The organism is Tsukamurella pseudospumae (genome assembly GCF_001575195.1).
Classification (GTDB): domain Bacteria; phylum Actinomycetota; class Actinomycetes; order Mycobacteriales; family Mycobacteriaceae; genus Tsukamurella; species Tsukamurella pseudospumae.
The window spans coordinates 147,181-172,752 of sequence record NZ_LSRF01000001.1; the positions used below are offsets into that span (position 1 = coordinate 147,181).

The 25,572-nt window shown below is 70.2% G+C and carries 20 protein-coding genes; 6 read left to right on the forward strand and 14 right to left on the reverse strand.

All coding sequences use genetic code 11. The features are described from left to right. Positions 1–131: 131 nt before the first annotated feature. Positions 132–1,361, reverse strand: a complete 1,230-nt coding sequence (locus AXK60_RS00715) for an MFS transporter (protein WP_068569083.1) — start codon at positions 1,359–1,361, stop codon at positions 132–134. A 48-nt stretch (positions 1,362–1,409) separates the two neighbouring features. Here AXK60_RS00715 and AXK60_RS00720 point away from each other — a divergent pair, with 48 nt between their 5' ends. The 4 genes from AXK60_RS00720 to AXK60_RS00735 all read left to right on the forward strand — a co-directional run bounded on the left by AXK60_RS00720 (position 1,410) and on the right by AXK60_RS00735 (position 4,966). Next, positions 1,410–2,246 (forward strand): IclR family transcriptional regulator, encoded by an 837-nt coding sequence (locus tag AXK60_RS00720; RefSeq protein ID WP_068569084.1) that lies wholly within the window; start codon positions 1,410–1,412, stop codon positions 2,244–2,246. A gap of 89 nt (positions 2,247–2,335) precedes the next feature. Further along, positions 2,336–3,412 (forward strand): cupin domain-containing protein, encoded by a 1,077-nt coding sequence (locus AXK60_RS00725; RefSeq protein ID WP_068569085.1) that lies wholly within the window; start codon positions 2,336–2,338, stop codon positions 3,410–3,412. A gap of 4 nt (positions 3,413–3,416) precedes the next feature. After that, positions 3,417–4,250, forward strand: coding sequence for a fumarylacetoacetate hydrolase family protein (locus AXK60_RS00730; RefSeq protein WP_068569086.1), 834 nt, complete (start codon positions 3,417–3,419; stop codon positions 4,248–4,250). Beyond that, positions 4,247–4,966 (forward strand): maleylpyruvate isomerase family mycothiol-dependent enzyme, encoded by a 720-nt coding sequence (locus AXK60_RS00735; RefSeq protein WP_068569087.1) that lies wholly within the window; start codon positions 4,247–4,249, stop codon positions 4,964–4,966. Before AXK60_RS00730 ends, AXK60_RS00735 begins: the two co-directional genes overlap by 4 nt. 4 nt (positions 4,967–4,970) lie before the next feature. Here the strand turns inward: AXK60_RS00735 and AXK60_RS00740 are convergent, their stop codons facing one another. Next, positions 4,971–5,918, reverse strand: coding sequence for a gluconeogenesis factor YvcK family protein (locus AXK60_RS00740; protein ID WP_068569088.1), 948 nt, complete (start codon positions 5,916–5,918; stop codon positions 4,971–4,973). Continuing rightward, positions 5,915–6,772: an RNase adapter RapZ gene (gene rapZ / locus AXK60_RS00745; protein ID WP_068569869.1), complete on the reverse strand. Its 858-nt coding sequence runs from the start codon at positions 6,770–6,772 to the stop codon at positions 5,915–5,917. The genes AXK60_RS00740 and rapZ overlap by 4 nt, the downstream gene beginning before the upstream one ends. 124 nt (positions 6,773–6,896) lie before the next feature. Between rapZ and AXK60_RS00750 the strand changes: the two genes are divergently transcribed. Then, on the forward strand, positions 6,897–7,370 hold the full coding sequence (locus tag AXK60_RS00750) for a M15 family metallopeptidase (RefSeq protein ID WP_068569089.1): 474 nt from the start codon (positions 6,897–6,899) through the stop codon (positions 7,368–7,370). Positions 7,371–7,464: 94 nt separating this feature from the next. Beyond that, positions 7,465–9,438, forward strand: coding sequence for a gamma-glutamyltransferase (gene ggt, locus AXK60_RS00755; RefSeq protein ID WP_068569090.1), 1,974 nt, complete (start codon positions 7,465–7,467; stop codon positions 9,436–9,438). A 4-nt stretch (positions 9,439–9,442) separates the two neighbouring features. On the opposite strand, the gene AXK60_RS00760 is transcribed toward ggt, so the two are convergent. The 11 genes from AXK60_RS00760 to AXK60_RS00810 all read right to left on the reverse strand — a co-directional run bounded on the left by AXK60_RS00760 (position 9,443) and on the right by AXK60_RS00810 (position 25,388). After that, complete coding sequence (locus tag AXK60_RS00760) at positions 9,443–10,510, reverse strand: ABC transporter ATP-binding protein (RefSeq protein ID WP_068569091.1); 1,068 nt, start codon at positions 10,508–10,510, stop codon at positions 9,443–9,445. Beyond that, entirely contained in the window at positions 10,507–12,036 is a 1,530-nt protein-coding gene (locus tag AXK60_RS00765) for an ABC transporter permease (RefSeq protein WP_175399924.1), read from the reverse strand. The genes AXK60_RS00760 and AXK60_RS00765 overlap by 4 nt, the downstream gene beginning before the upstream one ends. Beyond that, the gene (locus AXK60_RS00770; RefSeq protein WP_068569092.1) at positions 12,033–13,079 is read right to left on the reverse strand and encodes an iron ABC transporter substrate-binding protein; all 1,047 of its coding nucleotides are present in this window, start codon (positions 13,077–13,079) and stop codon (positions 12,033–12,035) included. The genes AXK60_RS00765 and AXK60_RS00770 overlap by 4 nt, the downstream gene beginning before the upstream one ends. A gap of 109 nt (positions 13,080–13,188) precedes the next feature. Continuing rightward, positions 13,189–14,256: an SLC13 family permease gene (locus AXK60_RS00775; protein ID WP_068569093.1), complete on the reverse strand. Its 1,068-nt coding sequence runs from the start codon at positions 14,254–14,256 to the stop codon at positions 13,189–13,191. Beyond that, entirely contained in the window at positions 14,253–16,259 is a 2,007-nt protein-coding gene (gene uvrC / locus AXK60_RS00780) for an excinuclease ABC subunit UvrC (protein ID WP_068569094.1), read from the reverse strand. Before uvrC ends, AXK60_RS00775 begins: the two co-directional genes overlap by 4 nt. A gap of 9 nt (positions 16,260–16,268) precedes the next feature. Then, positions 16,269–17,426: a hypothetical protein gene (locus AXK60_RS00785; RefSeq protein WP_068569095.1), complete on the reverse strand. Its 1,158-nt coding sequence runs from the start codon at positions 17,424–17,426 to the stop codon at positions 16,269–16,271. Positions 17,427–17,485: 59 nt separating this feature from the next. Beyond that, positions 17,486–19,144 carry a long-chain fatty acid--CoA ligase gene (locus AXK60_RS00790; protein ID WP_244880994.1) on the reverse strand — a complete coding sequence of 553 codons (1,659 nt, stop codon included), beginning with the start codon at positions 19,142–19,144 and terminating at the stop codon, positions 17,486–17,488. A gap of 53 nt (positions 19,145–19,197) precedes the next feature. After that, positions 19,198–19,461, reverse strand: a complete 264-nt coding sequence (locus AXK60_RS00795; RefSeq protein WP_068569096.1) for a hypothetical protein — start codon at positions 19,459–19,461, stop codon at positions 19,198–19,200. Positions 19,462–19,527: 66 nt separating this feature from the next. After that, positions 19,528–19,860, reverse strand: a complete 333-nt coding sequence (locus AXK60_RS00800) for a hypothetical protein (RefSeq protein ID WP_068569097.1) — start codon at positions 19,858–19,860, stop codon at positions 19,528–19,530. A 112-nt stretch (positions 19,861–19,972) separates the two neighbouring features. Next, positions 19,973–21,556: a GTPase domain-containing protein gene (locus tag AXK60_RS00805; RefSeq protein WP_068569098.1), complete on the reverse strand. Its 1,584-nt coding sequence runs from the start codon at positions 21,554–21,556 to the stop codon at positions 19,973–19,975. Positions 21,557–21,560: 4 nt separating this feature from the next. Next, positions 21,561–25,388 carry a GTPase gene (locus tag AXK60_RS00810; RefSeq protein WP_068569099.1) on the reverse strand — a complete coding sequence of 1,276 codons (3,828 nt, stop codon included), beginning with the start codon at positions 25,386–25,388 and terminating at the stop codon, positions 21,561–21,563. Between the last annotated feature and the right edge of the window lie 184 nt (positions 25,389–25,572).

Sequence of the window (25,572 nt, forward strand, 5' to 3'; positions counted from 1 at the left end):
TCCGGGCTTCGAGTACGGATTGTGTGAAGAGACATTCACTGTAGGCCATTACGCGGAGCGCGGGCGACGACGGCGAACTCCGTCGCCCGACGCCCCGCGCGACGTGGCGGTTCTCCGAACAATTCCTCCGGTCAGACGACGATCGGCGCCATCCCCACGACCCCGACGGGCCGTCGCGCCAGGGCGCCGAGAACGAGAGCCGTGATGAGCGCCGCTCCCGCGAAGAGCACGAAACTGGACGCCGGTCCGCCGCCTGCGCCGAGCAGCCAGCCCGCCAGCTGCGGCGCCGCGACCGCCCCGATCCGGCCGACGCCGAGGGCCCAACCGAGCGCGGTGCCCCGCAGTGCCGCGGGGTACGCCGTCGCGATCGCCGCGATGACGAGGCACTGGGTCCCGTGGGTGCCCACCCCCGCCACCACGAGCAGCGCGACGGTCACCGCGGGTGGCGGCGAGGCGAGCAGTGCCAACAGGCCCGCACCGGCGAGCAAGGCCGCCACCGCACCCGACCGCACGGCCCCGAACCGCATTCCGGCCCACGCCGTTCCGAGGGATCCGAGCACCGCACCCAGATTGAGGGCGAGCGCGAACCGCAGCGATCCGCCGAGGTCGGTGCCCGCTTCCTGCATGAGTTTCGGGAGCCAGGTGCCGAGCCCGTACCAGGCCAGCAGCGTCGCGACCGTCGCCGCGGCGAACAGCAGGCTCGGCGTACGCCACTCGCCGCGGAGGATCGCGCCGAATCCGGCTCGCGCGGTGTTCTTCCCCCGCCCATCGGCGTCGGACGGCAGGACCAGCACCGCTACGGGTACCAGCACGAGTGCGGGCAGTACCGCGATCGCGAACATCGGTCGCCACCCCCATTCGGGAATGATCCATAGGCCCGCCACTGCGGCGACGCAGCCGCCGAGTGGCACGCCCGACATGTTGAGGGTCGCGGCGGCCGGGCGCCACCGCGCGGGCACGATCTCGGCGACCATCGCATTGGAGGTCGGGACGAGTCCGCCGAGGCCGAGGCCCGCACAGAATCGCAGGGCCGCGAACACGATCGGGCCGTCCGCCAGCGCGCACAGGCCGGTGAACACCGACAGCACGACGACGGTTCCGAGCACCGCCCAGCGCCGTCCGACCGCGTCGGACAACCGGCCCGCGACGAGGGCACCGACGAGCATGCCCGCGAGCCCGACGCTGCCGATGGTCCCCGCCTCGCCGGGGCCGATACCCCACTCGCGCTGCAGGGATGCGATGACATTGCCGTAGACGATCAGGTCGTAGCCGTCGAAGACGACGAACAACCAGCACACGATGACGACCGCGGCGATGCGCCCACGGTGCGGGCCCGGAGCGGGCAGGAGGTTCTCAGTCACCCGTCGACTGTGGCTCCCGTCACTCTCGCGTCGGATAGAGTTTCTGCTGTGAGGAACAGCAGTCCGGACGGTGCCCCCGTCGACCGACCCGCGTACGCGATCGAGTCGGTCGACAACGCCCTGCGGTTGCTCTCCGCGCTCCGCGACGTCGGGGCGCTGCGGGTGACCGACGCCGCGGCGGAGCTCGGGGTGGCACGCTCCACGGCGCACCGCCTGCTCGGCATGCTCGTGTACCGCGGTTTCGCGGTCCAGGGGCCGGACCGGCGGTACCGCCCCGGACCGGCGCTGGGTGTCGCGCCGGCCTCGGACCGGTGGGCCCGCGAGGTCGACGCGGTGGCGCGCCCGCACCTCGACGCCCTCGCCGCCGCGTGCGGCGAAACGGTGAACCTACTGATCCGCGTGGGCACCCAGGTGCGCTTCGTGTACAGCGCCGAGGGCCACCAGTTGCTCCGCATCGGGGATCGGCGCGGGCACGTCATGGCCGCCGAACTCACCGCCGGCGGAAAGGTTCTGCTCGCGGACTGCTCCGACGCTCAGCTGCGGGAGCTCTACCGGGGCGGGGCGGAGGACGACGCGGCGGACACGATCGATCCGGCTGACGCAGCGCTCACCGAGCAGCAGTTCGACGAACTGTTGCGCGACCTGGACGCCGTGCGACGGGTCGGCTTCGCGGTGAACCTCGAACGGACGGAGCAGGGCGTCGCGGCGTTCGGCGTCGCGGTGCGCGCACCGGATGGGCGGCCCCTCGCGGCGGTCACCGTCACGATGCCGGCCATCCGCTACCGCCGGCACCTCGAGGACGACCTCCTCGGCCGGCTGCGCGCCGCCGCGCACGCCGTGTCCGCGGAGATCGCGAGCAGCCCCTGGGCTCCGCACGCTTCCTAGCTGTTCTTCTCTCCAGAATAGTCGGGAGCGCGAGTGGGCACCGCTCCTAGCGTGATCGGGACCACCCCTGCGACCCCGAGGCCCACGCCATGCACACAGCCGCCCCCGCCCCCGATGCCGCTCTCGACGAGCTGTACCGGGACTTCGCGTCGGCCCACCTGACGCCGCTGTGGACCCAGCGCGCCGATCTGATGCCGATGACCCCTGCCCCCGCTGCGGCCCCCTTCGTGTGGCGCTGGAGCGACCTGTACTCGATCGCCACCCGCGCAGGCGATCTCGTACCCGTCGGCCGCGGCGGCGAGCGCCGCGCGATCGCCCTCGCCAACCCGGGACTGGGCGGCGCGCCGCACGCCACCGCCACCCTCTGGGCCGCGATCCAGTACCTGGGCCCCAAGGAGGTGGCCCCGGAGCATCGTCACGCGCAGAACGCCTTCCGCTTCGTCATCGACGGCGAGGGCGTGTGGACCGTGGTCGACGGTGATCCCGTCGCCATGCGCCGCGGCGACTTCCTGCTCACCCCCGGCTGGCGGTTCCACGGCCACCACAACGAGTCCGACCGGCCGATGGCCTGGCTGGACGGCCTGGACATCCCGTTCACGCAGTACATCGGAGCCGGCTTCTTCGAGTTCGGCTCCGACGAGGTCACCGACGACACCACCCCACCGGTGTCCCGCTCCGAACGACTCTGGGCCCGACCGGGTCTGCGGCCGGTCACCTCCCCCGGCGCCACTGCCGCCTCCCCCATCGCCTGCTACCGCTGGGAGCACACCGACGCCGCCCTCAACGATCAGCTCGCCCTCGAGGACGAGGGCCATCCCGGCACCGCCGGACCCGGCCACGCCGCACTCCGCTTCACCAACCCCACCACCGGCGGCGACGTGATGCCCACGATCCGCGCGGAGTTCCACCGCCTGCGGCCCGGTGCCGCCACGCGCACCCGACAGGACGTCGGCTCGCAGGTCTTCCAGGTGTTCGACGGTGCCGGCGCGGTCCGGCTGGGCGACACCGTCCGGGAACTGCACCGCGGCGACCTGGTCGCCGTTCCGTCCTGGGTGCCGTGGAGCTTCCAGTCGGAAGCGTCCGGCCTCGACCTCTTCGCCTTCTCCGACGCACCGATCATGGAACGCCTCGGATTCGCCCGCACCAGCCACCCCGAAGGAGCGTAGATCCATGCGTCTCGCCACCGTCCGCACCGACCACGGCACCGTCGCCGCCCGCATCGAGACCGGCGGGACGGCCGTGACCGTCCCCGGATTCGCCGATGTCGGTGCACTTCTCGCCGCCCCGGAGTGGCGCACCGTCGCCGCACAGGCCCGCGGTCCCGAGGTCGACGCCACCGACACCGGGCTCGCCCCGGTGATCCCGCGGCCCGGCAAGATCGTGTGCGTGGGCCTGAACTACGCCACCCACATCCGGGAGATGGGCCGCGAACTACCCGAGTTCCCGACCCTGTTCGCGAAGTGGGCCGACGCCCTCGCGGGACCGTACGACACCGTCGAGGTCCCGGACTACGCTGCGGCGCAGCTCGATTGGGAGGGAGAGCTGGCCCTCGTCATCGGCACGCCGGCGTACCGGGTGCCCGAGTCCTCGGCCGGCGCGCACATCGCGGGCTACGCGGTGATCGACGACTACACGATGCGCGACTACCAGTACCGCACCACGCAGTGGGACCAGGGCAAGAACCTCCAGTCCAGCAGCGGATTCGGGCCGTGGCTCGACACCGACTTCACACCGGGCGGGCGGATCGAGACGCGTCTGGACGGCGAGCTCATGCAGTCCGCGAGCACCTCGGACCTGGTGTTCGCGCCCGAGCACCTGGTCGCCTACATCTCGAGCATCGTCCGCCTGAACCCCGGCGACGTGGTCATCACCGGCACCACCGGCGGCGTCGGCCACGCGCGCGAGCCCGCGCGCTACATCGCCGACGGGCAGACCGTCGAGGTCTCGATCGAGGGCCTGGGCTCGGTGCGCAATCCCACCCGCGTCGTCCCCTCCGGCGCATGAGCACGGACTTCCGCTCCCTCGCCCGGGACGAACGGCTGCGCGGCGTGCGGCACGGCACCGCGCACTTCCTCCGGCACGTCGCCGAGCTCACCGATGAGCAGTTCGACGGCGCCTCCCTCCTGGACGGGTGGACGCGACGGCACGTGATCGCGCACGTCGGGTACAACGCGGCGGCCCTCACGCGGCTGCTCGACTGGGCCGCCACCGGCACGGAGCACCCCATGTACGCCTCTGCCGCCCAGCGCGACGCGGAGATCGCGCAGGGCGCCACACTGTCGCCGGGTGCGCTGCGGAGCCTGGTGCAGCACACCGCCACCCGGCTCGACCACGCCTGGCGACGGATGCCCGAGTCCGCGTGGTCGGCGCAGGTCCGCACCGCGCAGGGACGCACCGTCGAAGCGGTCGAGACCATGTGGATGCGCTCGCGCGAGGTCTGGATCCACGCCGTCGACCTGGACACCGGCGCCCGGTTCGCCGACCTCCCCGAGCCGGTCCTGCACACCCTCCTCGCGGACGTCGTGGGGGCCTGGCGCTCCCGCGGCGACGGCGCCGGGCTCGTCCTGCGGCCCGACGGGAGCGAACCGATCGCAGTGGGCCAGAGCGCACCGTCGGGTGAGGTGACCGGGCCCCTCCCCGCGGTCGTGCGCTGGGCCGTCGGGCGCGGGGCGGTGGGCCTCGCTGGCGAGCCGGACGGGCCGCCACCGCGCTGGCTCTAGCGCGTCAGGTGTCGAGCACCGCCCGCAGCCCGCGCGCCAGGGCGAGCGGATCGTGCTGGTGCGATCCGGGAACCCCCACGTCGACGAAGTGCGGACGGGCACCGAACAGCGCGGTGGCGCGGATCAGGTGCTCGCGTTCGGTACCCGGCGGCACCGTCGCGGCGTCGACGATGATGTCGTCGAACTTCAGGCCCTCCGCGTGCGCCGCGAGTACGTGCAGGTGCCGCTCCGGCGAGTACCCACCGGTCTCCTCCGGCTCGGGCGCCAGGTTGAGGATGAGCACGCGACGCGCGGACGTGCGCCGCAGCGCGTCGAGCTGCTCGGGGACCAGGACGTGCGGGATGACGGAGCTGAACCACGAACCGGGGCCGAGTGTCACGACGTCGGCGGCCATGATCGCCTCGACCGCGTCCACGCACGCCTCGGGGTGCGCAGGCAGCAGCCGCACCCGGCGCACCTGGCCGGGTGTCACCGCGACCGCGACCTGGCCGCGGATCACGCGCGAGAGGCGCGGATCGTCCTCCAGCCCGGTCACATCGGCCTCGATCCGCAGCGGGCCGGGCACCATCGGCAGCACCCTGCCCTGTACACCGAACCGGTCCCCGATGGCGTCCAGGGCCTCGACGGGGTCGCCCAGCACCTCGCACAGCCCGGCTAGCAACAGGTTCCCCACCGGATGTCCGGCCATCGCCCCGCCGCCGCCGAAGCGGTGCTGCAGGATGCCGGCCCAGAACTCGCCACGATCGTCGTCGGGCATGAGCGCCGCGAGCGCCATCCGCAGGTCGCCGGGCGGGATGATGCCGAGCTCGCCGCGCAGTCGACCGGACGATCCGCCGTCGTCGGCGACGGTGACGATCGCCGTGATCTCGGCGTCCAGTGCGCGGGCAGCACGCAGGGTGGCGAACAGTCCGTGACCGCCGCCGAGCGAGGCCACCTTCAACGCAGCAGTCATTCCAGCCCCAGATCCCGGTGCGCCGCACGCACTTCGATGCCCGGCTTATCGGAGAGCCGACGTACCAGCTCCTCCGTCATGGCCACGCTGCGGTGCTTCCCGCCGGTGCAGCCGATGCCGACGGTGAGGTAGGTCTTGCCCTCCCGGCGGTAGCCGTCGAGCAGCGGGTCGAGCAGCTTCGCGTAGGTGTCGAGGAACTCCGACGCCCCGTTCTGCCCCAGCACGTACCCGGACACCTCTGGCGTGAGGCCGTTGAGCGGCCGCAGCTCCGGCACCCAGAACGGGTTCGGCAGGAACCGCACGTCCAGCACCATATCGGCGTCGAGCAGGATCCCGTTCTTGAAGCCGAAGGACTCGACGGTGACGGTGATCGTCCCGGAGCGCAGCGTGCGGAAGGAGTTCTCGATCGTCTCGCGCAGTCGGGCCACCGACAGGTTCGAGGTGTCGAGCACGAGGTCGGCCGTCGACCGGATGGGTTGCAGGATGCGGCGTTCCGCGGCGATGCCCTCGGCGAGCGTGCCGCTGCCCTGGAGCGGATGCTTGCGGCGCACCTGCTCGAACCGGCGGATCAGCGTCTCGTCCGAGGCGTCGAGGAACAGCACCCGCGGCTCGATGTCCTTGCCCTGCAACTCGCGCCGGATGTTCGCGAAGTCGCCCGTGAACGTGCGGGATCGGACGTCCGTGACGATGCACAGGCGGTGGATCCGCGACTCGTCCGCCAGGGAGATGTCGACCATGTTGCTGATCAGCGCGGGCGGCAGGTTGTCGGCGACGTACCAGCCGAGATCCTCCAGGACCTTCGCGGCCGTCCCGCGGCCCGCGCCGGACAGCCCGGTCACCAGCAGCACGTCCATCGGGCCGTCGCTGCGGTGCTCGCCGACGGTCCGCTCCTCCGCTGTCGTCTCCCCGTCCCCGGTCGGGCGCACGGCCCCTCCTCGTCGCTCGGTGGTCCTACCGACCAGCCTAGAGTCTTCAGACGTGTCCCGCCCTCACACCGTCGTACTCCTCGCCACCGCCCTCGCGGCGGCGGCGTCCGTGCTGGTCGCGCCCGTTGCGTCGGCCGACACCGTGCCGGGCACCGTCGGGCTCGATCCGCTCCTCGCGCAGGCCTACTCGGCCGCGTACCGGGCTGCGGCCGCGGAGGGCGTGGTGCTCAGTGTCACGTCCGGCAAGCGCTCCTGGGACCAGCAGGAGGCGCTGTGGACCCAGGGCGTCGCGGAGTACGGCTCGCCCGCCGCCGCACGCCGGTGGGTGCTGCCGCCCGCGGAGTCCACGCACGTCAGCGGCGACGCCGTGGACGTGGGCCCGCAACAGGGCGCCGCGTGGTTGCAGGCGAACGGGAACCGGTGGGGCCTGTGCCGCACCTTCGGCAACGAGTGGTGGCACTTCGAGCTCGCCACCTCGGCCGGCGGCCAATGCCCGCCGACGGTGCCCGATGCCTCGGTCCGCTGACGTGCGCTGAAGCTCCGAGAGGTCTCGCAGAAGCATCCCCGCCAGTCGCGGGCCGGTGTTACGTTGCGAGGATCTTCACTCCTTGGAGGACTCCATGTTCCAGCTCAGGTCTGCGGCGGCAGCCGCGCTCGTGATCCCCCTCGCCGTGGCGGGGTGCGGGACGTCCGGGTCGGACGCCGGCTCGTCCGGCGGACCGTCGTCGGTGACGATCGCGGCGGGTGGCTGCGACGCGACCGGCGCGGCGGGCACCACGTACCAGCCCTCGGCCACCTCGTCGCCGAACGGTCCGCGGGACATCAGCACCAACCCCGAGGGCTCGTCCGGCTACCGGTCCGGCCTCCCGGTCACGCACACCAAGGACTACGCGGTGGCCACCGCGAACCCGATCTCGACGAGGGCCGCCTGCGAGGTGCTCGCCAAGGGCGGCACCGCCGCCGACGCACTCGTCGCGGCGCAGACGGTGCTCGGGCTCGTGGAGCCCCAGTCCTCCGGGATCGCGGGCGGCGCCTTCCTGCTCTACTACGACGCGAAGACCAAGAAGGTCCAGGCCTACGACGGCCGGGAGACGGCGCCCGCCAGCGCCGACGAGAACTACCTGCGCTGGATCTCGCCCACCGAGCAGACGACACCGAAGCCCGACGCCCGGTCGTCGGGGCGGGCGATCGGCGTCCCCGGCGCGCTCCGCCTGCTCGAGGCGGTCCAGGGCGAGCACGGCAACAAGACCTGGCGCGAGCTGTTCGATCCGGCCGTGAAGCTGGCCGACGACGGGTTCGAGATCAGCCCGCGCCTGGCCGGCGCGATCTCCGACGAGTCGAAGAACTTCGTGAACGACGCGGACCTCAAGGCCTACTTCCTCGAGCCCGACGGTGCGCCGAAGAAGGCGGGCGTCAAACTCACCAACCCCGCCTACGCGAAGACTCTGGGCGCCATCGCCTCCGAGGGCGCGAAGGCGTTCTACACCGGCGCGATCGCCGACGCGATCGTGGCGTCCGTGCATGACACCACGGGCGGCCGCACCGCCGGCACGATGACGACGGAGGACCTGGCGAAGTACGCCGTGAAGATCCGTGAGGCGGTCTGCACCCCCTACCGCGACCGCGAGCTGTGCGGCATGCCCGCACCCTCGTCGGGCGGGATCACGGTCGCGCAGGCTCTCGGCATCCTGGGCTCGTTCGACCTGTCGAAACTCGGACCGGCCGCGGTGCACGGCGCGGATCCCGGCCCCGACGGCGGCATCCCGACCGCGGAGGCGATCCACCTGATCTCCGAGGCCGAGCGGCTCGCGTACGCGGACCGCGACAAGTACATCGCCGACCCCGACTTCATCCCGCTGCCCGGCGGCTCCCCCGCCGCGCTCGTGGACCCCGCGTACCTGGCGGGCCGGGCCAAGTTCATCGACCGGAACAAGACGATGGGTACCGCCAAGCCCGGCGAGTTCGCCACCGCCACACCGGGTGTCACCACCACACCCGAGCACGGCACCAGCCACATCACTGTGCTCGACAAGTACGGCAACGTGGCGTCGATGACCACCACCGTCGAGTCGGCGTTCGGCTCGTACCACATGGTCGACGGCTTCCTGCTCAACAATCAGCTCACCGACTTCTCCGCGGAGCCCACCGATTCCACCGGGCAGCCGGTCGCGAACCGGGTGCAGCCGAACAAGCGGCCCCGCAGCTCGATGTCGCCGACGATCCTGTTCGCCCGCGGCTCCGACGGTGGCCGCGGAGACGTGCTCGGCGCGCTCGGATCCCCCGGCGGCGCCGTCATCATCCAGTTCGTGATCAAGACGATCATCGGGCTCACGGACTGGCAGCTCAACCCGCAGCAGGCGGTGGGCATGGTGAACTTCGGCGCCGCCAACTCACCGAAGACGAACGTGGACAGCGCCCATCCCGTGCTGGCGACCGAGGAGGGGAAGAAGGTCGTCGAGCAACTGCGGGCGCTCGGCCATCAGCTCAACCTCGCGCCGCAGGTCTCCGGATTGTCGGCGATCGTGAAACAGGGCGATGTCTACGCCGGCGGTGTCGACCCGCGCCGCGAGGGGGTCGTGCTCGGCGGATCCTGACCCATCAGTCCGCCAAGAGCACCGCGGAGCCGACCACGCGCAGCCGCACCGCGTCGCCCGCCGCGGGCAGCTCGGTGCTCGGGTGCCGGAGAACGACGACGGTCCCGTCGCCCAGTGCGACGGTGACCGTCGCGTCCGGACCGAAGAACTCCACCCGGGTGACGGTGGCGGGCACGCCCTCCCCCGCGATCCGGATCTGCTCGGGCCGCAGCAGTACGGTCCGCTTCGCGCCTGCGCCATCGGAGGTCCCCTCCGCCAGCGGGATCCACCCCAGCGCGGTGTCGGCGACGGCGCCCTCGACGGCACCGTCGAGCAGGACGATGTCACCGAGGAACCGGGCCACGACCTCGGACTCGGGACGGGCGTAGACCCCCGCCGGCGGGCCGACCTGCGCCAGGGCACCGTCGCGCAGCACCGCGACCTGGTCGGCGAAGGAGAGCGCCTCGGCCTGATCGTGCGTGACGAGCACCGTGGTGATCCCGGCCGCCCCCAGGACCTCCGCGACAGCGGCGCGCGTCGACACGCGCAGGCCCGCATCGAGGGCGGAGAAGGACTCGTCGAGCAGCATGATCCGCGGGCGGCCGGCGAGGGCGCGCGCCAGGGCGACCCGCTGCTGTTGGCCGCCCGAGAGCTCGTGCGGATAGCGCCGCGCGAGTGCGGGATCCAGCGAGACCGTCTCCAACAACTCGCCGACTCGCCCGGCCGCGGCCCGCCGCCGCACCGGCAGTGACGGCCCCATCGCGAAGGCGATGTTGCGGGCGACCGACAGGTGCGGGAACAACGCACCGTCCTGCGCCACATAGCCGACGCCCCGCCGATGCGCCGCGACCCAGGCCGTGCCGGAGGCCAGCTCGCGATCGCCCAGACGCACGCTGCCGGCGTCGGGTCGCGCGAACCCCGCCACCAGGCGCAGCAGCGTCGTCTTACCGGATCCCGAGGGGCCCACGACCGCGGTGATCGAGCCGGCGGGCACCGTCAGGTCCACCTCCCGCAGCACCGTCTCCGCGCCGAAGCGTTTGGTGAGTCCGCGCAGTTGCAGCTCGGCGCCCGTGTTTGTGCGATCGTCGCTCATCCGTCTCCCCCGGCTCGGGTGCTGCGTCCGGCGGACCGTCGGGACTGCTGGAACAGTAGGTAGGTGGTGGGTAGGGACAGCAGCACCATCGCGAGCGCGTAGGGCGCGGCCCCGGCGTAGTCGATCTCGCTGCTCTTCGCCCAGAACTCGGTCGCGAGGGTGCGAGTGCCGTTGGGCGCGAGGAGGAGCGTCGCCGTGAGCTCGTTCGTGACCGCCAGGAAGACGAGGGCCGCGCCCGCGGCCGAGGCGGGCGCGGTGAGCCGCGCAGTGATGCGCGCGAACGCCACCGGCGGCGCGGCGCCCAGCGCGCGGGCGGCCTCCTCCAACGACTGCGGAGCCTGCGCCAGTCCGGCGCGCAGCCCGACGGCGGCGCGCGGCAGGAACAGCATGACATAGGCCACCACGAGCACCGTCGCGCTCTGGTACAGGTCCGGGAACGCCCGGATGGAGACCGTGACCAGCGCGAGCCCGATGACGATGCCCGGCATCGCGCTGCTCACGTACGTGGACGCCTCCAGCGTGCGGGTGATCCGGTTCGGCGCCCGGACGGCGAGGTAGGCCAGCGGGAACGCGGCGGCGACGGTGAGCACCGCCGTCGCCGCGCCGTAGCCCAGCGAGGTGCCGAGGGCCTCGATCAGGTCGGCCGGCACCGTCGCCGCAGCACCGCGTACGGTCCACCGCACGACGAACCACAGCGGCAGCCCGAGCGCCGCGGCGACGAGCGCCAGCAGCGCCAGCTGCGCGCCGATGTGAAGCCTGCCCAACGGGATTCGAGCGGGCACCGCGACGGCACCGGAGCCGATGCGCGCGTACCGGGCCTTGCCGCGCGCCGCCACCTCACCGACCAGCAGGAGCAGGCACAGCACCGCGAGCACACCGGCGAGCATCGATCCCGCGGCGCCGTTGAAGGTCGACTGGTACTGCACCATGATCGCCGTGGTGAAGGTGTCGAACCGGATCATGGCGAAGGCGCCGTACTCGGCGAGCAGGTGCAACGCCACCAGCACCGCACCGCCGAGGGCGGCCAGGCGCAGCTGTGGGAGCACGACGCGCACGAACACCGCCCAGCGGCCCAGGCCCAGCGCGGCGGCCGATTCCTCGAGGGCCGGGTCGAGCCGGCTCAGCGCGGCGGCCACCGGAATGTAGACGAGCGGGTAGTAGAAGAGCACCGCGATGAGCACCCCGGACCACAGGCCGCCGAGCGACGGAATCGCGGACACCCAGCCGTAACTCCCCACGAACGCGGGGATCGCGAGCGGCGCGGCGAGCAGCAGCGACCACGCCCGGCGGCCCCACAGCACGGTCCGCTCGACCAGCCACGCGCCCGCCACGCCGACGACCACGCTCAGCGGCACGGCGATCAGGGTGAGCAGCACGGTGTTGGCGAGCAGCTCACCGACGCGGGGGCGGAACACCAGCCGGACGGATTCCGCCCAGCCGGTGTCGATCGCGGAGTAGACGACGAAACCCAGAGGCACTGCCGCGACCGCCGCAATGGCGGCGGCCGCGATGGTGAGCAGCCTCAGAGCAGCCCCGCCTCGGTCATCAGTGTCACGACCTGCGGGCCGTTGAGCTTCCCCGGGTCGACGGTCGGTGCCTGCAGGTCGGCCATGGGGACCAGCTTCGGGTTGGCCGGGACGTCGGACGCCACGGGGTACTCGAACGAGGTGCCCTTCTCCAGGACCTCCTGGCCGGTCTTGGAGGTGATGAACTTCAGCAGCTGCTGCGCCTGGGCCTGCTTCTTCGAGGACTTGAGCACGCCGCCGCCCGAGACCGACACGAAGGCGCCCGGGTCCTGGTTCTTGAAGTAGTGGGTGCCCACGTTGCCGGAGTTCTCGCCGGTCTTGGCCTGGTCTCCGTAGTAGTAGTAGTGGTAGATCAGCGCGGTGTCCACCTCGCCTGCGTTGACCGCCTTCATCGCGGCGCCGTTGCCCTTGTAGGCCGTGGCGCCCGCCTTCATCGCGGCGAGCCAGTCCTTGGTCGCCTGCTCCCCCTTGAGCTGGAGGTACGCGGAGACGATCGCCTGGAAGTCGGCGCCCGACGGCGAGGCGCTCCAGCGCCCCTTCCACTCCGGGCTCGCGAGGTCGGTCATCGACTTCGGCAGCTGCTCGGGGGTGAGCTTGCGCTTGTCGTAGACCAGCACGGTGGAACGGGCGGCGATGCCGGTCCACTTCCCCGTCGACGGCTTGAGACCCGCACCCACCTGGGCGAGGGTCGCCGCGTCGACATCCGCGAACAGGCCCTTGTTCTCGACCTGCGTCATGGCCGGCGAGTTCTCCGTGAGGAAGACGTCCGCGGGCGAGCGGTCGCCCTCGGCGATGATCTGCTGGGCCAGCTCCGAGTCCTTGCCCTGCCGGATCGTGACCTTGATGCCGGTCTGCTCGGTGAACTTCGCGACCCACTCCTTGGTGAGGCTGTCGTGCTGGGCGTTGTAGAGGGTCAGGTCACCGCCCTCGGCGCCGGCGCTCGACGGTGCGGCACCGTCGCTGCTCGAGCCACAGGAGGTGATCGTGAGGGAGGCCACCGCCACCAATGCGGCGGCCAGGGTGGTACGCGTGCGCAACGACATCGTCGAATCCTTTTCTTGTGCAACGAAATCACTCACGGCGGGCGGGAGTAAGGCGACGCTACACTAACCAGCCGGAGCGAAGGGAACGAACCCCCGCATATCCGACACCTCAGAGCACGAGGACCGCGGCGAGGGTCGCCGTCACCGCCAGGATCAGACCGTGGCCGGCGAACCGTCGCGCATCGATCCGCACCCCCGCGCGGGCGCACCGCTCTCGCCACAGCAGCGTGGCCAAGGACGCCCACAGCGTGACCACCGGTGCCACGCCGACGCCGATCAGGAGCGCCATGAGCCGGACGGGTTCGCCCGTCGCGGTGGGTTCGAGTGCGAAGTAGGCCGGCAGGTTGTTGACGCCGTTGGCGGCGAGGGCCCCGACCCCCGCCAACCGCAGCAGGTCCGACGGTGCCGTGCCCGCGCCCGCGACCGAACGCAGCACGTCCTCCAGGCCGAGCCGCAGCGCCACCTGGAGCAGGGTGAACACGACCGCGAGGATGAGCACCATCCGCCACGGCACCTCGACCTCGCGGAGCAGCCGCGGCTGCCGGGCCGCGAGCGCGCCGACCAGGACCACCGCGGCCACCGTCGCCGCCGCCCAGGGCGGGACGCCGAGCGCGAACGCGGGCCCGAGCACGGCGCAGGCCACCGCGGCGACGCCGAACAGGACCCGGTCCGGCGGCGGCGCGTGCTCCGGTACGACGTAGGTGCCGCGCAGCGCTCGGCGGTGCAGCGACCACAGCACCACCACGGTGACCGCGATCGCGGCCAGCGCGGGCCGCCACGACAGCGCCAGGTACGCGCGCACGCCGCCGTCGAAGTGGTACACGGCAAGGAGATTCGTGAGATTGGAGACCGGCAGCAGCAGCGACGCGGTGTTCGCCAGCCACACCGTGGTCATCGCGAAGGGCAGCGGCGCGATTCCCAGGCGCAGGGCCGCCGCGAGGACCACCGGGGTCAGCAGAACCGCGGTCGTGTCCAGGCTCAGGACGATGGTGGCCACGCACGCGACCAGGACCACCCACAGCCACATGAGCAGCACCCGGCCGCGGCCGAGCCGGGCGGCCAGCACCCCCAGTGCCTCGAAGACGCCGGCGAGCTGCGCGACCTCGGCGACGACCGTGATCGCGAGGAGGAAGACGAGGACGGGGGCGACCTGCGCCACGACGCTCGAGACGCTCATGCGATGTCGGTCCGCAGACCGTCGAGCACGGTGCGCGCCGTGGTCAGCCCGATCCCGGGCACCTCGACGATGTCCTCCAGGCTCGCCTCTCGCAGCTTGGCCACGGACCCGAAGTGCTTGATGAGCGCGGCCTTCCGCGTATCCCCGAGGCCGGGGATCGCGTCCAGCGCGCTGACCGTCATCCGCTTCGACCGCTTGTTGCGATGGAAGGAGATCGCGAACCGGTGCGCCTCGTCGCGCACCCGCTGCAGCAGGAACAGCGCATCGGAGCTGCGCGGGAGGATGACCGGATCGTCCTCGCCGGGCACCCACACCTCCTCGAGCCGCTTGGCGAGGCCGATGACCGCGACATCGGTGACCCCGAGCTCGTCGAGCACCTCCTGCGCGGCGGCGGCCTGGGGCGCGCCACCGTCGACCACGTAGAGGTTCGGCGGGTACGCGAACCGGCGGGGCCGCCCCGTCTGCGGATCGATCGCGGCCTCCGGGGCCAGGTCGCCACCGTCGCCCGAGTCCGCGACCGGGTCGGTCGCCGCGTCGGCCGTCCCGGCGCCGGCACCGCCGTCGGCCTTGTGGCGGAGGAAACGGCGGCGGGTGACCTCGGCGATCGACGCCACGTCGTCGCTGTGGCCGTCGCCTGCGGCCTCCTTGATGCCGTAGTGGCGGTAGTCCGATTTCTTGGCCAGCCCGTCCTCGAAGACGACCAGCGAGGCCACCACGTCGGAGCCCTGGATGTGACTGATGTCCACGCACTCGATGCGCAGCGGCGCCTCGTCCAGATCCAGCGCGTCCTGCAGCCCCTGCAGGGCCGCCGACCGGGCCGTGAGATCGCCGGAGCGCTTGAGCTTGTGCTGATGCAGGGCCTCGACGGCATTGCGTTCGACCGTCTCCATCAGGGTGCGCTTGTCGCCGCGCTGCGGGATCCGCAGCGAGACGCGGGCGCCCCGCAAGCCCGAGAGCCAGTCCTGCAACTCCTCCGCGTCGTCCGGCAGGCCGGGGACGAGAACCTCGCGCGGTACCGGGTTGGGCGCGTCCGCACCCGACTGCTTCGCCCGCTCCGCCTCCTCGCCGTAGAACTGGGTGACGAACTGCTCCAGCAGCTCCGCGTGCTCGTTCTGCTCCGCATCCCCGGGCTTCTCCACCACCCACCCGCGCTGGCCGCGGACCCGGCCGCCACGGACGTGGAAGATCTGCACCGCGGCCTCGAGCTCGTCCGCGGAGAAGGCGATGACATCCGCGTCGGTGCCGTCGCCGAGCACCACGGCCTGCTTCTCGACGGCCTTGCGGAGGGCCGAGACATCGTCACGCAGGCGCGCGGCGCGCTCGAAGTCCAGCTCCTCGCTGGCCGTGAGCATGTCGTTCTCCAGCTGCTTGATCAGGTTGTCGGTCCGGCCGGCGAGGAAGTCGCAGAAGTCCAGGACGATGTCCCGGTGCTGCTCGGCCGTGACGCGACCGACGCACGGCGCCGAGCACTTGTCGATGTACCCGAGCAGGCAGGGGCGCCCCATCTGGCTGTGCCGCTTGAACACTCCCGCCGAGCAGGTGCGTGCGGGGAAGACGCGCAGCAGCAGGTCCAGCGTCTCGCGGATGGCCCAGGCGTGGCTGTACGGGCCGAAGTAGCGCACGCCCTTGCGCCGCGGCCCGCGGTAGACGTACAGCCGCGGGTACTCCTCGTTGAGCGTGACCGCCAGCATCGGGTAGGTCTTGTCGTCCCGGTAGCGGACGTTGAACTGCGGGTCGAACTCCTTGATCCAGTTGTACTCGAGCTGCAGCGCCTCGACCTCGGTGCCCACCACGGTCCACTCGACGGACGCCGCGGTGGTGACCATCTGCTGGGTGCGCGGGTGCAGGCCGTAGACATCGGCGAAGTAGGAGTTCAGCCGGCTGCGCAGCGACTTCGCCTTGCCGACGTAGACGACCCGGCCGTGCTTGTCCCGGAACTTGTACACACCGGGCTGCGTGGGAATGGTGCCCGGTGCGGGGCGGTAACTCTGCGGATCGGCCACCCCACCAGATTAGGACGGATGGCCGACATGTTCGGTGGGTGGTCGGTGCATGCTGCGCGAGACCAACGGATCGCCTTCCGCGAGGTCGAACCGCTCGCGATAGCCCGCCGCCTCGATGTCGTGCAGCCCCAGGTGCGGGGTGATCATGGCCATCCACAGACCGCACAGGTGGCACTGCACGCGGTCGCCGTCGTCGAAGAGCACCCCCGGCCGCGAGAGCAGGAGTTCCCCCACGGCCTCCTCGTAGCCGCATTCGCCCGAGATCCGGCGCAGGATCTCCGCCGCCCGCTGCTGCGAGGCGTCGATGCGGCTGCGGAACTGCGGCGGGCTGAGGTGCTCGAGCACCGACCTCCGCAGTTCCAGGTAGTGGTCGAGGTGACCGGCCCGCTCCATCGCGCGCTCGAAGGCGGTGCGCGGCGCGGCGTGCCCGTCGTGGTCCGCCCGGAGGTTCCACAGCGCCGGCACGCGCACCGAGCCCCGCCGCGCTCCGCTGATCCGTCCGTGCGCTGCGATGTGGTTGTCGACACTCGCGAACCACAGACCGCACGCCGGGCACTGCTTGAGCGCGCCACCCGGCACGTTGACCGCCCCGGGCACCGTGAACGAGGCCGGGTCGTGGCTCCAGGCGTCGATGATCGCCACGGTCACCGACGCGGCGTCGATGCCCACGCGGTCCGCGAGGCGGCTCGGACCGAGCCCGTTGGCCGCCGCCCAGTTGGCCGCCTCCGCCCAGGTACGCCAGGGCGTGTCGTCGGGCGGCTCGGTCATCGGGGAGGCGTGCTGGATGAGCCGAGGATCCGGCCCCTCGTCCGGGACCGGGTCCCGCAACCGACGGGGACGCGCTCCGTTCCCGACGGTGTGCCGCGCACCGTCCGCCACGGAATCGGTCCGCTCGCGGATGCCCAGGCCGCGGTGCACCAGGCTGTGCGCGTCGACATCGGAGAACCAGATCCCGCAGTCCGGACACTGCTCGACCCCTACCGGAACCGCGGCCGCGGGCGACCGCGTGAACAGGTCCGGCGTCCGACGCCACTCCTCGATGATCGCCAACAGGGCGTCGATCCGGGTGACCCCCTCGCGCTGGGCGATCGCGCCCACGCCGAAGCCGCCGGCCGCCGCCCAATTGGCAGCGGCGACCCAGCGCGGATCGTCAGACTGCTCGGACACGCCTTTCAGAATGCATCATCGTGTCAACCCTTGATGTTTTGACACGCCCGTCCGACTCGCTATTCGCTACGCACGTCCAGTCCGCCGTCCGCGTGCTGGGCCCGCAGAACCTTCTTGTCGAACTTGCCGACGGAGGTCTTCGGAACCTCGGCGATGAACGCCCAGTTGTCGGGGATCTGCCACTTCGCGAACTTCCCGACGAGGTGTTCGCGCAGCTCAGCGATGGTGACCTCCGCACCGGGGTGGAGCACGACCGCGACCAACGGCCGCTCGTCCCACTTCGGGTCGGGAACGCCGATGGCCACCGCTTCGAGCACCGCGGGGTGGGCCATGACCTCGTTCTCGAGTTCGACGGAGCTGATCCACTCACCGCCGGACTTGATGACGTCCTTCGACCGGTCCACGAGGGTCACGTAGCCGTCCGGCGTCAACCTGCCGATGTCGCCGGTGCGCAGCCAGCCGTCCTCGAACTTGTCGGCGCCCACGGGCTCGGAGCCCGCGGGGCTGTAGTAGCTGCCCGTGACCCACGGGCCGCGCACCTGCACCTCGCCCTGGGTGACGCCATCGGCGGGAACGACCTCCCCCAGGTCGTCGACGAGGCGCCCCTGCACGCCGGGGAGGAACCGGCCCTGTGTGTTGCGGTAGGCCCACGCGTCGTCGCCGGTGACGCCGCGCGGCGGCCAGGCGATGCTCGCCACCGGCGAGGTCTCCGTCATCCCCCACGCCTGCACGATCGTCACGCCGTGCCGGTCCAGCGCCTGCGCGAGGCTGAGCGGGACCGCCGAGCCGCCGCACGCGATGTGCCGCAGATGCGTGATGTCCTGCGGGTGCTTGTCGAGGTGGTTGACGATGCCGATCCACACGGCCGGGACCGCGGCCGAGATCGTCGGCCGCTCCTCCGCGAGGAGGCGGACCATGGGCTCGGGCTGCAGGTAGCGGTCCGGCAGGATCAGCGAGGCGCCGGACATGAGCGCGCCGAACGGCGTGCCCCAGCTCATCGCGTGGAACATCGGCACGATCGGCAGCACCGTGTCGTTCGGGCCCATCCCCAGTCCGTAGCTGGCGCAGACCGCGGTGGAGTGCAGCCAGATGCTCCGGTGGCTGTACATGACGCCCTTGGGGTCACCGGTGGTGCCGGAGGTGTAGCAGGCGGCTGCGGCGGCGCGCTCATCGATGTCCGGCCAGTCGTACTCGTCGCGCTGGGCGTCGAGCAGATCGCGGTAGTCGTGCAGTCGCACCCCGTTCGGCGCCTCGATCAGGTCCTTGTCCCCGTCCACCACGATGACGTGCTCGATCGTGGTCATGCCGCCGATGGCGGCGTTGAGCTGCGGGATCAGGCTGCCGTCGGCGATGATCACGCGGTCCGCCGCGTGGTTGGCGATGTAGGTGATCTGATCGGGGAACAGGCGGATGTTGATCGTGTGCAGCACGGCGCCCATCGCGGGGATGGCGACATAGGCCGTCATGTGCTCGTTGTTGTTCCACTGGAACGTGCCCACCCGGTCCCCCGGCACCACACCGAGTGCGGTGAGCGCGTGGGCGAGCCGGGCAGCGTCGCGCCCCATCTCGCCGAAGCTCATCCGGGTGGTCTTCTCTGGCGTCCAGGTGGCCACCTCAGCTGCGTCCGCGTACCAGGTGGTGGCGTGCTTGAGGAGCGTCGCGAGCGAGAGCTGATCGTCTTGCATCGTGGAGACCAGGGGCAGGATCGGTTCGGGCATGGACCATCACTACCCCATGCCCGACGGTGCGCGGTCCGGTTTCGCCGAGCCCGTCATGCGACGGACCGGACGAGTTGCAGATCGAACCCGGCACCGATCCTCGACGGCGGACGGCGCCGATCGCCCGGGCGCCAGTCGTCGAGCAGGACGCGCACCGTCCAGCCGGTGAACTGCCCGGAGTCACGGTCGAAACCGGCGGGCTGGGAGACCTCCAAGCGGATCGCGCCGCCGTCGTCGCGGTAGAGCAGGACCCAGGTCCCGGCGAGCGCACCGTCGGACCACCGGACCGGTGTGAGGGCCTCGAGCGGGAACAGCACCTCGTCGGGGTGGAACGAATCGGCGGTGGCGCGTCCCTTGCGCCGGACGGCGTGGGGCCCGGACGCCTAGTGCGGGCTTCCCGTTGCCCAGTCGCCGCTCATGACGGCGAGCGTGCGCCGGCTCTCGAGGTGGCGGCTGATCGGCTGCCCCCGGCGATCGTCCGGCAGCCACCGGCCCGTGGCGGCGAGCCGGCGACGCAGCTCGGCGACCACCCCGACCCAGCGCATCAGGCCCGGCGCCGTGGGCGGGGCGAAGTGGTCGAGCTCCTCCGCGCACCGCACCCCCTCGGCGATCGAGGCGTAGAGATCCTCGACCTCGATGTCCATGGCGCGCAGGTAATCCGCCGCCCGTTCGGGCGGGACGATCTGCGCCGTGAGTAGTGATTGCAGGTCCGACATCGTGCCCCCTTCGACGATGCCCGGAGGCTACCGCCGGGGTGTGACAGGTGCGAGACTCCCAGCAATTCGCATCCGCGATCGTCGGTTGCGGGCGGCCGCGGCTACAGAGACCTCACTCTGTGCGGAGAAGTGCCCTTCCCTCAGCACACCTCCCTTGCGCGTCTTCCAGAGCTGAGCGAAGCCCCGCTGCCAGCTGCGCCTGCCCGCCGCCCGCTATCTCGATCAGATCCCTCGTCTCGGCGATGCGCACCTCCCATTGCTCCAGCGCCACCTCGCGAATCTGTTCAATGAAGTCATCGACCCGGCCGCGCCAGGCGGCGGTCTCGGCCCGCGCCTGAGCGTGGTTGGTCAGTGCTTCCGCGATCAATGGGGCCACCCGATCGATGACGAAGTCCGCCCCGGCATTCACCCTTCCGACGCGACCGGCTTGCGCCGCAACGATCTTCTCAAGGTCGCCGATTCCGTCAAGCCCCCTTGAACGTAGGTGGACGATCATCGGAACGCCGATGACGACTGCCTGCACAACGTACGGCCCGAAAGTCTTCAACTTTTCGCTCACCTCGGGGGTCTCCACCTCATCCACCTCGTAATCGAGTGCCGCCGAGATGAGTTCGTCCAGCTTCTGCCAGTTCGGGTTCTGACGTTCAGTGCGTGCGCTGCGATCGACATCGTTCGCGAGACGGTCGAGGTCGGCCGATTCCTGGAGGAGCCACGAGTTCAGGGACCGCGAGAGATCCTCGCCTACCCTGCTCCAGGACTCCTTGTCAGCGCCGTAGCCGTCGCGGGCGGCTGCCGCCAGGATGCCACGCAGGCCGGCCTTCGCTGCCGCACCGAGATGCCCGAGCTCGTCTCTCCACGCCTGGGTGGCCTGCTCGACGAGGTTCGCTTGCACCGCCGCCGACTCCATGTCCGGGAGCTGCTCCTCAATGCCGTCGCAGACGTCTCGAACGATCGTGCGCCAGTACCTGTCCTCGGCGAATCCGCGCAGGACCGGTCGATCTGCCGCGACATCCTTGAGCGCGGCCGCCAACTCGTTCATTCCGTCCCATGCGCGATTGGACTCCCAGACAGCCGGATCGGGGGCGTGCTCGCTCGCGGCGTACTGAAACCCGTCAGCGGCCACGACGAAGACCGGCACGTCCTCCGAGAGTGAGAACGCGGCTCGCAGTTCATCCCGCTTCCGATCTGCAAGATCGCTGTACCCGGCGGGATCCGTCTCCGGATCCACGCCGGCTTCGTCGAAGCGCGAGATCACGAACCAGAGAGTTCCCGGATCCCATCCTCGGGCCAGAATCGCCCGCAGAACGTCGATTTCGCCAGTGGCCAACTGCGGCGTCAGAACGACCACCAGCACATCAGTGGCTATGGATGAGGTCAGTGCGTGCGCGGAGTTGGACAGGCCCCGTGCGTCATCTGCTCCCACCGCGAGCCCAGGTGTGTCCCGCAGCCGAATGCCGTGCACTCCCGCCTCGTTGACGTCGAAGGTCTCGTGACGGGCGCTGATAGTGAGCCAGTCGGGCACCTCCGCGCCGGCGTCGACCAGAAGGCGGCGGATGAGGCTGCTCTTACCCACGTCGTACGAACCGAGGACCGTGACGACCGGCCGTGGATCGCCCGCGAACGCCGTCCACTCCTCAACGGCAGAGCCGTCCTCGACCGCTTCCGCGTACCACTGTTTGGCTTGTTCGACATTCATCGTGTCAGTCCTCCACATTTTGGATGAGGGTCAGCTCCGCCGCGTCCGACAAGAGCTCGGAGATGTGAAGGCGCTCCGCGCGCAACGCCCCCCACAGTGCGGCGGAGTCGGAGTGCGCTGCGCGAATCTCCTCGCGGAGCGCACGCACGGTCGCTGCGAAGTCCGAGAGAACTGCGCCAGGACCGGGGCGTTCCTCGTCGCCACGCATTACCGATTCCACCAACTCCGCTGAGCTCGCGTGTAGCCGTTCCTCGGCGTCTGCCTTCGCCTGGCGCATCTTGTTGGCTGCGACGGAGTCAGCATGGAGCTTGTAGGTTTCCAGTCCCGCTGCCACGAAGCTCAGAATCGGCGCGACCTTGCCGACTGCCCTGCCCGCGTTCACCGCGCCCCACGGCCGGAACTTCACGCCGATCGCCTTGCCGATGGCATAGACGGCGTCCCTGTTGCCCAGCGTCTTGGCAAGTCCGGCAGACAGCCTGAATGCGCTGGATCCCGCGGCGGCGGCCCCGCCGCCCTGACCGCCCGGCGCACCGACAGCTCCATCGACCGCTCCTGCCGGCCGCATACCTGCGAATTCAATGCGTGTGAACTCCAGTTCTCGCCGGATCGCCGATGAGTGCTCCTCGACCAGACGTTGGCTCTCCGTACCGATGACGTCGAACAGTCGCTCCAGATCCCGCCAGAACGGTTCGTCCAGCCACCCGTCGACGGCATCCTTGAGGCCACTGCCGTCGCCTGGCGCGATCTTGCGGATCTCGTCGATCGTGCTATCGGTTCGACGGCGTACGGCCTTGGCGATCCGCTCTCGCACCGATTCCTCCAGGGTTCGCGCCTCTTTCTCGGCAGCAGTGAGCGCACGCATCAGGTCCTCTGTCACGTCGGACTCTTGCTCGAGCTCCCGGGATCGATCGTCTACCACCTGCCCGCGGCGTGCCAGGATCGCGCACGCCTCGTCGATCGCTCCCCGGATAGCCCCCGAACGCGCTGCACCACGACTGAATCCGAGGAGTGCATTCTTGAGGGGATCGACACCGTCCCACGTCCGGTTCTCGTCGAAATCCGCCCGTACCACGGTGGCCTGATCCGCATATTGACCGAACGGATCGCCTGCCACGAGGTGAACCTGCAGGTCGTCGATTTCGACGGACAAGGACGCAAGTGCTCCCCGCAATTCAGCGGCCTTGAGATCCTTCAGGCGTGCGAAGTCCTCGGGCGCGATAGTCGGGTCCGCGCCCAACTCGTCGGCCCGGTTCACCAGGAACAGCACCCTCCGTCCCTTACCCACCGTGAGTTCGGTCCCGGCCACGATCGATTCGAGCAGTCCAGTATCACCGATCATCAAGTTGACGTGCAGAACGACGACGACGAGCGCAGCGCTGACCGTCGCCGCGAGCGCGATGGAGTCGTGATGCGCCCGACCACTCTGGAACCCGGGACTATCGACGATGCGGAAATGCCCTGCGTCACAGACTTGAACGGTGTCCGTAGCGACAGCGCCAGATATTCGGAGAGCCCGTGGCTCAGTGGCACCCACCTCTGCCAGAAGACGTTTGACCAGACTGCTCTTGCCCGCACTGTAGTCACCTACCACCACGACCGATGGGACACCGTCGAACACTGCGAAAATGTTCTCAACACGATCTTTGGTCTCGTCGTCCACCATGGCGTCGATCCGTGAAAGCCACTTGTCCAGGCCTACTTGATCCACGGGAGTCCAGGCTCTGGCGATGAAGCGGTCCAACCGCTTCCGATCATTGGCACGCGTCGTGGCGAGGTGATCAAGCACTTCCGCGCGGGTCTCGACCACCGCCACGTCTGTGGCCTCGATCCAGTCCTCACCCAGCCAGACGTCAGCCGCGGTTAGCGAACGAGTGGATTTTCGTCTCCGGCTCGCCACAACTTCGGCAACCGCACCGTCGATGACCTCCCCCGGCTCGGGAGAGCGACGGATCCGGTCACGACTCCGGGCTATCGCGACGTTGGCCGCTGGCACGGACTGCGCGTACCGATTCAGGTTCACCACCTGTTCCAACGCCTCGATGAGGTGTGGCGCCGCGGCACGCCACTTCTGATCGTGGAAGCCACGGCGAAGATCCGCCTCGACCGTATCGAAGGACTCGTTCACCGCATCCCGCACCTCCTGGAGTGCGCGAGATCGATGCCGGGCACCGTCCTTCTGTCCATCTGCGCTGAGCTTGCCCCCAAGGGCTCCCGCAGCTGCGCCGACGGCGTTCAACCCGATGACCGCGGTACCGCTGACCCATCCGGCGGGATTCCAGAAATTGGTGACCGCGGGCAGCACGAGCACGCCGCCTGCCGCAGAGGCGCCGATACCGACGATGCTCAGAACACGTCCGAAGACACCCTTCAGACCACCGTCTCGTCGGGCACCCGCCGCACTGCCCAGCGCAACGTCCTCATCGCCCTGCGCGAGGACAACGCTCACCCTGCGGTTGAGGAAAGCGCCGGCTGCGGCCCACATCTCGGCAACCGCCGTCGTGAGATCCTCGCGGTGGCGTTCATATACGTCTCGGATGTCCTCGGCTGTGGTGTCGTCCCCGTTCCGGAGGTTTTCACTCACCAGGATCTCAACCTCGTTCAGCACCATTTGTCGTGGCGCTGCCAGGTGCTTCTCCACGAGCCGCTCGAAGAATCGATCGATGGACCCACTCGCGGTTCCGAGGTACGGACCACCACGTGCCTCCTCAGCGTCTCGGAGGATCGGCGCGCTGACACCGAGCAGGTCTGTCCGGTTCTCCTCCTCCGGATAGCCCAGAACGTCGATCAGCTTCATCGCTGTGACATCGGCCAGCGCGATGCGATCCTCCGCATCCGTGACCATGACCGCGAGTTCGGCCGAGGCTCGATCAGCGGCGCCCCGCAGTCCGTCGCGCATCGATGTCCTCCGCAGGTCCGCTGCGCCGTGAGCGATCGCACTCACGATGAGTTGTTCGAGTGCGGGGAAGTTCGAACTCGCGAGCAGGTAGTCACTACCGAACTGCTCGCGTTCCACGGCGAGACTGTCAGCCGCCGGTCCCGAGTAAGGTTCGGACGCTCTCGCGAAAAGAGCCCGCTGGGCGTGGTAGGCGACGATCGGCGTGCCGGTGAGCCCTATCCGATCGAGCTCGGTACGAATGTTGCCGGCGTGCTCGGCCACAGCGCGCGACAACGTCTTCCGCGCCGCCACCCCGACGAGCCTCCGCGAGTGGCGCCAACGTGGATTCCGCACGTTCAAGACAGCTATCACGGGCTTGCCGAACTCCTGGACCCACGCCGCGATCTTGCCGAACTCCGACGCCTGCTGGCTCTGACTGTCGAAACAGAGCAGCACCAGGTCTGCCTTCTCGACTGCGCGCCGCGCTCTGCCCTCGAGAGTCGAGCGGCGTTCCCGGGCGGAGTCTTTGGACGAGACCTCGCTCTGCTCATCCACCTCCGGCCGCCCCCAGCCGTTGATCCCCGGGGTGTCCCAGAGCTGGCACTTGTTCCAGGCGACGGGGGTGACCTCGGTAGTGAAGTCACTGTGGCCGTCAGATACTCGCGCGCCATCCAGGCACCCCAGGATGGATAGCAATGTGCTCTTCCCTGCGCCGGTGCGGCCGAAGAACGCGATGTTGAACGTTTCGCTCTGTGCCGGATCGCCGATGAGTCCGTCGGACACCTGGGAGAATTCCGACAGAATGCGGCGAAGCTCGCTTCCCTCGCTCTTCCCGGGCGTCTGCACCGATTCGATCGCGGAACGGATCCCGGCGACAACGTCACGCAGCTCGTCGCGCTCGGTTTCGGCCTGCAGAACCGCAGCGTCGACCGCACTTTCCAAACGTGAATTCACCATTCAAAGAATCCCCTCTGCTTCGAATGACCCACATACCGGTCGGGCCGTTCTCGAACACGGCCTGCCCCCAATTCTTCAGCCATGCGCGACATCGTAGAGCCCGCCTCTGACACATTTCCGGCCGTTTCGCTCCGTACTGCCCGTTGACGCACAGCAGTCCGCCCCGGATTGCTATTGTCGCCCG